Source organism: Micromonospora sp. NPDC002411 (assembly GCF_053592955.1).
The window spans coordinates 1-6,634 of record NZ_JBSFBM010000358.1 but is presented as its reverse complement, the minus strand read 5'-3'; the positions used below and the strand labels follow the sequence as shown (position 1 = coordinate 6,634).

General features: G+C 71.6%; 7 protein-coding genes and 1 pseudogene. 7 read left to right on the top strand and 1 reads right to left on the bottom strand.

What is annotated here, in order from left to right; genetic code table 11:
- Positions 1-94, bottom strand: a pseudogene (locus tag ACWCO3_RS29455) (hypothetical protein); the annotation flags it as partial.
- 127 nt (positions 95-221) lie between these two features.
- On the opposite strand from ACWCO3_RS29455, the gene ACWCO3_RS29450 reads away from it, so the two are divergent.
- The 7 genes from ACWCO3_RS29450 to ACWCO3_RS29420 form a co-directional block, all read left to right on the top strand.
- Positions 222-1,157 carry an ABC transporter permease gene (locus tag ACWCO3_RS29450; protein ID WP_357934676.1) on the top strand — a complete coding sequence of 312 codons (936 nt, stop codon included), beginning with the start codon at positions 222-224 and terminating at the stop codon, positions 1,155-1,157.
- A gap of 23 nt (positions 1,158-1,180) precedes the next feature.
- Positions 1,181-2,185: an ABC transporter substrate-binding protein gene (locus tag ACWCO3_RS29445; protein WP_145781116.1), complete on the top strand. Its 1,005-nt coding sequence runs from the start codon at positions 1,181-1,183 to the stop codon at positions 2,183-2,185.
- A 43-nt stretch (positions 2,186-2,228) separates the two neighbouring features.
- On the top strand, positions 2,229-2,984 hold the full coding sequence (locus ACWCO3_RS29440; protein ID WP_450013147.1) for an ABC transporter ATP-binding protein: 756 nt from the start codon (positions 2,229-2,231) through the stop codon (positions 2,982-2,984).
- 38 nt (positions 2,985-3,022) lie between these two features.
- Positions 3,023-4,174 (top strand): Gfo/Idh/MocA family protein, encoded by a 1,152-nt coding sequence (locus tag ACWCO3_RS29435; RefSeq protein WP_450013144.1) that lies wholly within the window; start codon positions 3,023-3,025, stop codon positions 4,172-4,174.
- Positions 4,171-5,346 carry a dihydrodipicolinate synthase family protein gene (locus ACWCO3_RS29430; protein WP_358163967.1) on the top strand — a complete coding sequence of 392 codons (1,176 nt, stop codon included), beginning with the start codon at positions 4,171-4,173 and terminating at the stop codon, positions 5,344-5,346. The genes ACWCO3_RS29435 and ACWCO3_RS29430 overlap by 4 nt, the downstream gene beginning before the upstream one ends.
- The gene (locus ACWCO3_RS29425) at positions 5,343-6,146 is read left to right on the top strand and encodes a sugar phosphate isomerase/epimerase family protein (RefSeq protein WP_145781123.1); all 804 of its coding nucleotides are present in this window, start codon (positions 5,343-5,345) and stop codon (positions 6,144-6,146) included. Before ACWCO3_RS29430 ends, ACWCO3_RS29425 begins: the two co-directional genes overlap by 4 nt.
- A partial coding sequence (locus ACWCO3_RS29420; protein WP_450013141.1) for a hypothetical protein occupies positions 6,139-6,634 on the top strand: 496 nt, incomplete at its 3' end. The genes ACWCO3_RS29425 and ACWCO3_RS29420, both read left to right, overlap by 8 nt.

Below are 6,634 nucleotides of genomic sequence, written 5' to 3'. Positions count from 1 at the left end.
GGAAGACGTCGAAGTCCTCCAACTTCTCACCGGTGGAGGCGAACAGGATCGGCTGCCCGGTGACCTCACGCACCGACAGCGCGGCACCACCACGGCGAATACATCGAGGAAAGGCCTTGCCCGGCATCGCGGGGGCAGCCTACGCTCCCAGGAAAGCGTTTGCCTGATCCGCCGATCGGCCCGGATGTCGGTGCCGTGCCGGGCGCCCGAGGAGGTTTCGCGTGACCGAGAACTCTTTGGACACCGCAGGTCGCCGCGCCGACGCCGAGGCGGTGGACAGCGAGCGGGCGGCCCCGACCACAGTCGACAGACCGGCATCGTCCGGTGCGCCGACCGGCGGTGGCCGTCCACCACGACCGACGCTCGGTCGCCGGGCGGCGGCCTTCGCCGACTCGCTCTGGCGTCCGGCGCTGGTCCTCGCGGTCCTGTTCGCCGCCTGGTGGTTCGTGGCCGCCCAGGAATACGTCCCGAACTACCTGGTGCCCACACCCGGCCAGGTCTGGGAGACGATGACCGGTCAGTGGTCGGAACTGGCCCGACACACACTGGTCACCCTGTACGAGACGGTCCTCGGCTTCGTGCTGGCTGCCGCGTTGGGCCTCGCGACCGCTGTCGCCATCGCGTACTCCCGCACCCTGGACAAGGCGCTCTACCCGATCGTCCTGTTCGCACAGGTCATCCCGAAGATCGCCATCGCGCCCCTACTGGTGGTCTGGTTCGGCCTCGGCCTCACCCCGAAGATCATCCTGGCGGTGCTCATCGCGTTCTTCCCGGTGGTCATCTCCGGTGTGGCCGGCCTGCGCTCCACCGACCCTGAGCTGCTCGACCTGGCCGCCACGATGGGTGCCGGGCCGTGGCGCACCTTCCGCAAGATCCGCTTCCCGAACGCGTTGCCGCACCTCATGGCCGGTCTCAAGGTGGCGGTCACCCTCGCGGTGGTCGGTGCCGTGGTCGGCGAGTTCGTCGGCGCCAGCGAAGGGCTCGGCTACGTCCTGTTGCTGGCCAACGGCAACCTCGACGCCCCGCTGCTGTTCGCCGACCTGATCCTGATGTCCGCCATCGGCATCGTCCTGTTCGTCCTGGTCGAGATCGCCGAGGCACTGCTCATCCCGTGGCACGCCAGTCGCCGTGCCGGCGTGTCCCTGACCACCTCCTGACCGACCCCATCACGGAGGCACCGATGAAACGCACCGCCACCACCATCCTGGTCACCGCCGCCCTCCTGTTCGCCGCCACCGGCTGCGGTGGGGACGACTCCGCCGGCAAGACCGGCGCGGACGGCAAGAAGCAGGTCACCCTGACCCTCAACTGGGTGCCCTACGGCGAGCACGCGCCGTTCTACTACGGCCTGCAGAACGGCTACTACTCCGCCGAGGGCATCGACCTGAAGATCCTGCCGGGCAACGGCTCGGGCAACACGGTCAAGCAGGTCGCCCAGAAGCAGACCGACTTCGGCTGGGCCGACAGCCCGGTGCTGCTCAAGTCGGTGGCCACCGGGATGCCGGTGCGCAGCCTCGGCGCGTACCTGGAGAAGGGCCCCTCCTCGGTGGAGTTCTTCTCCGAGAAAAACATCAAGACCCCGGCGGATCTCAAGGGCAAGACCGTCGGGGGCACCCCCGGCGACGCCCTCTACGCGACCTTCCCGGCCTGGCTGGAGAAGAACGGCCTCAAGCAGAACGACGTCAAGGTCGTCAACGTCGACGCCGCCGGCAAGATCGCCGCGCTGGCCGAGGGCAAGGTCGACGCCATCATGGGCTTCTTCCACGACCAGGCGCCCACCATCGAGAGCAAGACCGGTAAGAAGGTCGACGTCCTGCTCTTCGCCGACTACGGGATGAACCTGCTCGGCACCGGCCTGATCGCCAACACCCAGACCCTGCAGAAGGACCCGGAGCTGGCTCGCAAGTTCGTCAAGGCCACCCAGAAGTCCTGGGCCGACGCCGCCCGCGACCCGGCCGGCGCGGTGACCGCGATGGCCGCGCTCGCCGAGAACGAGCCGGCACCCGAGGTGCTCACCAAGCAACTCACCCTCGTGCTGCCGCTGCTCGGCGGCGAAGGACCGCCCGGGGTGAACACCGAGGCCCAGTGGACCGAGACCATCGACCTGATGTCCCGCTACGCGGAGCTGAAGGACCCGGGCGCGCCCAACGCGTACTGGGACTCCTCGTACGCGAAGCAGGGGTGACCCGGTGACCGCCGCGCCGGCAGCCACCGGCACCGCCATCGGGATGTCGGGGGTGACCGTACGGTTCACCTCCCGGCGGTCCCAGACCACCGCCCTGGACGAAGTGTCGCTGGACATCGAGCCCGGCGAGTTCGTCACGATCGTCGGCCCGTCCGGCTGCGGCAAGTCCACTCTCCTGAAGATCGTCGCCGGGTTGGTCACGCCGACCAGCGGTGCGGTGTCGCTGTTGGAGCGTCCGGTCCGTGGCCCGCAGAAGGAGATCGGCTTCGTCTTCCAGAAGGCGGCGCTGCTGGAGTGGCGCGGTGCCCGGGCCAACATCCTGCTGCAGGCCGAGATGCGCGGCATGGACCGGGCCCAGGCGTCCCGTCGGGCCGACGAGCTGATCGAGATGACCGGCCTGACCGGCTTCGAGAAGGCACTGCCACACGAGTTGTCCGGCGGCATGCAGCAGCGGGTGGCGCTCTGTCGCGCGCTGCTGCACTCCCCGCCGGTGCTGCTCATGGACGAGCCGTTCGGCGCGCTGGACGCGCTGACCCGGGAGCAGATGAACGCCGAACTGCACCGGATCTGGCGGGAGACCGGCACCACTGTCGTGCTGGTCACCCACTCCATCGCCGAGGCGGTCTTCCTCGGTACCCGGGTCGTGGTGATGAGCCCCCGGCCCGGCCGGATCATCCGCACCTTCCCGGTCGACCTGCCGGCGCACCGCGACTACGCGTCGGTGATGTCGGATCCCCGTTTCGACCGGCTCGCCACCGACCTGCGTGGGTTGCTCGGCAGCGCGGCCGCCAACCACTGAGCGCGGATCGGCACGACCAGCACGACGGAAGGAACACCATGACCCGCAGGTCGATCGGCATCATCGTCAACGGTGTGACCGGAAGGATGGGCTACCGCCAGCACCTCGTCCGGTCCTTGCTGGCCATCCGGGAGTCCGGCGGCGTGACGCTGGCCGACGGCACGACCGTCTGGCCGGAGCCGGTCCTGGTCGGGCGTAACGAGACGAAGCTCCGCGAGATCGCCGAGCGGCACGGGCTCACCGAATGGACCACGGACCTGACCGCCGCGCTCGCCCGCGACGACGTCCAGATCTACTTCGACGCGCAGGTCACCCAGCAGCGCGAGAAGGCGATCCGGCAGGCCATCGAGGCCGGCAAGCACATCTACACGGAGAAGCCCCTCGCCGAGGACACCGCTGCCGCGCTCGACCTGGCCCGGGCGGCGGACGCGGCCGGCGTACGCACCGGCGTCGTGCAGGACAAGCTCTTCCTGCCGGGGCTGCGCAAGCTCAAGCGCCTCGTCGACGGCGGCTTCTTCGGCCGGATCCTCTCGGTGCGCGGCGAGTTCGGCTACTGGGTGTTCGAAGGTGACTGGCAGCCCGCCCAGCGGCCGTCGTGGAACTACCGGGCCGAGGACGGCGGCGGCATCGTGGTCGACATGTTCCCGCACTGGCACTACGTGCTGGAGGAGCTGTTCGGCCGGGTGCGGGCGGTGTCCTGCGTGACCGCCACCCACGTGCCCGAACGCGTCGACGAGGCCGGGCAGGTGTATCCGGCCACCGCCGACGACGCCGCGTACGGGATCTTCGAACTCGACGGCGGGATCATCGCGCAGATCAACTCGTCCTGGAACGTGCGGGTGTACCGCGACGAGCTGGTGGAGTTCCAGGTCGACGGCACCGAGGGCAGCGCCGTTGCCGGGCTGCGCAACTGCCGGGTGCAGCACCGGGCGGTCACCCCGAAGCCGGTGTGGAATCCGGACCTGCCGGCCACCGAGGACTTCCGCGCCCAGTGGGCCGAGGTGCCCGACAACGAGGAGTTCGACAACGGCTTCAAGGTGCAGTGGGAGGCGTACCTGCGGCACGTCGTCGCCGGTGAGCCGTTCCGCTGGGACTTCCTGGCCGGCGCGCGCGGCGTACAGCTCGCCGAGTTGGGGCTGCGCTCGGCCCGCGAGGGTGGTCGGGTCGAGGTGCCGGAGCTGCGCTCATGACGGCCGAGGTGGTGCCGCCGGTGACGGCCGAGGTGGCGCTGCCGGGCGGCCGGCGGCACCGGCTCACCGGGGGCGGCGGCTTCGCCCGCCCGGCCGCGCCGGCGACCAGCCGGATCGCGTACGCCGCCGCGCACGTGGTCGCCGACCCGACGGCGGAGAACGTGCCGGGTGCCCCGGCGGCCGTGGACTGGGACACCACCCTCGCCTTCCGGCGGCACCTCTGGTCGTACGGGCTCGGGGTCGCCGAGGCGATGGACACCGCGCAGCGGGGGATGGGGCTGGACTACAGGGCCACCCGGGAGTTGATCCGCCGCAGCGCCACCGAGGCCCGCGCGGTGGGAGGCCGGATCGTCGCCGGGGTCGGCACGGACCAGCTGCCGGCCGGTCCGGCGACAGTGGCGGCGGTCACCGCCGCGTACCTCGAACAGCTCGCCGACGTCCGCGCGGCCGGCGCCCGCCCGGTGTTGATGTGCAGCCGGCATCTGGCCGCCGCGGCGCGCGGCCCGGAGGACTACCTCCGGGTGTACGACGAGCTGCTGAGCGCCGCCGACGAGCCGGTGGTGCTGCACTGGCTGGGCCCGATGTTCGACCCGGCGTTGAACGGCTACTGGGGTGCTGCCGACCTGGACCTGGCCGCCGACACGGTCGTCGAGCTGATCAAGGCGCATCAGTCGATTGTGGACGGCATCAAGGTGTCGCTGCTGGACGCCGACCGGGAGGTCGCGCTGCGCCGCCGGCTCCCCGCCGGGGTGCGCCTCTACACGGGTGACGACTTCCACTACCCGGAGCTGATCCGGGGCGACGAGGTGGGGCATTCCGACGCGCTGCTCGGGGTGTTCGCGGCCATCGCGCCCGCCGCCGCGGCCGCGTTCGCCGCGCTGGACCGGGGGGACCTGGCGGCGTACGACGAGATCTTCGCACCGACCGTGCCGCTGGCCCGGCACCTGTTCGCGGCCCCGACCTGGCACTACAAGACGGGTATCGTGTTCCTGGCCTGGCTGGCCGGGCACCAGGACCACTTCACCATGGTCGGCGGCGCGCAGTCCGGCCGGTCCCCGGCGCACCTGGCCACCCTGCTCACCCTCGCCGACGCGGCCGGGTTGTTGCCGGATGCCGACCTGGCGGCGGCCCGGGCGCGGGCGTTCTTCACGGTTGCCGGGGTGGCCCAATGAGCCTCGCGCGCTTCTCGTTCAACCAGGCCACCGCCCAGCGCTGGCCGCTGCCGGACGTGGTGGCTGGCTGCGTGGCGGCCGGAGTGCCGGGCATCGGGTTGTGGCGCGAGCCGGTCGCCGAGTACGGGTTGGCTCGGTCGGCGAAGCTGGTCCGCGACGCGGGTCTCACCGTCACCTCGCTGTGCCGGGGCGGATTCTTCTCCGCCGACGACTGGCACGAGGAGAACCTGCGGGCCATCGAGGAGGCGGCCACAGTGGGTGCCCCGGAGCTGGTCCTGGTGTCCGGTGGGCTGCCGCCCGGCAGCCGGGACATCGACGGCGCCCGGCAGCGGGTCGCCGACGCGATCGGGGAGTTGGCCCCGCACGCCGAGGCCGCCGGGGTGCGGCTGGCGATCGAGCCGCTGCACCCGATGTTCGCCGCCGACCGCTGCGTGATCGCCACCCTGGGTCAGGCGCTCGATATCGCCGAGCGGTTCGACCCGTCGGTGGTCGGCGTGGTCGTGGACGCGTACCACGTCTGGTGGGACGACACGGTGTACGCGCAGATCGCGCGGGCCGGGGAGTGGATCGCGGCGTTCCAGGTCTGCGACTGGGTGACGCCACTGCCGGAGGGGGTGCTGCTCGGCCGGGCGCTGCCGGGCGACGGGTGCATCGAGTTGCGCCGGTTGCGCGAGGCGGTGGACGCGGCCGGTTACGTCGGCCCGATCGAGGTGGAGGTCTTCTCCGCCGAGGTGTGGGCGCGCCCGGGTGCCGAGGTGCTGGACGCGGCGGTGGCCGGCTACCTGCGCCACGTTGTCTGAGACTGCCGAACGGCGCTGGCCGGCGGCGGTCGGCGCGTGGCTGGGAATCGGCACCGCACCTGCCACGCTGGTGCTCGGCGCGGCGATGGCCGCCCGGCACGGCGGTGCGGTGCCGGTGGCGGGTCTGCTGGTCGGCGGGGCGCTGATGGCGGCACTGCTCTGGGGGCAGGGTCGGATCGGTCTGCGTCGGCCGCTCGGCGACGGCGGGACGCTGACCGCGGTGCTGCCCGCGTACCTGGGGAACACCTCGCGGTTGCTGCTGGCGGCGGTGCTGACCGTGTCGATGGTCGGTTGGAACGGGTTCAACGTCGGGCTCGGCGGTGCCTCGCTGGCCGCGTTGACCCACCTGCCGGGCTGGGCCGGGCCGGCCCTGTTGGAGGTGGCGGTCCTCGCCCGAACCCGGTGCCCCGTGCAGTCGGACGGCGAAGACACCGAGCACCGCGATGACGCCGAGTGCCACCAGCAGGGCGATCGAGCCGGCCGTGCCG

Bases quoted from the DNA above. Each gene is read 5' to 3' on its own strand.
- ACWCO3_RS29435 (WP_450013144.1), top strand. From the start codon at position 3,023: ATGACCCGCAGGTCGATCGGCATCATCGTCAACGGTGTGACCGGAAGG.
- ACWCO3_RS29425 (WP_145781123.1), top strand. From the start codon at position 5,343: ATGAGCCTCGCGCGCTTCTCGTTCAACCAGGCCACCGCCCAGCGCTGG.
- ACWCO3_RS29440 (WP_450013147.1), top strand. From the start codon at position 2,229: ATGTCGGGGGTGACCGTACGGTTCACCTCCCGGCGGTCCCAGACCACC.
- ACWCO3_RS29430 (WP_358163967.1), top strand. From the start codon at position 4,171: ATGACGGCCGAGGTGGTGCCGCCGGTGACGGCCGAGGTGGCGCTGCCG.
- ACWCO3_RS29445 (WP_145781116.1), top strand. From the start codon at position 1,181: ATGAAACGCACCGCCACCACCATCCTGGTCACCGCCGCCCTCCTGTTC.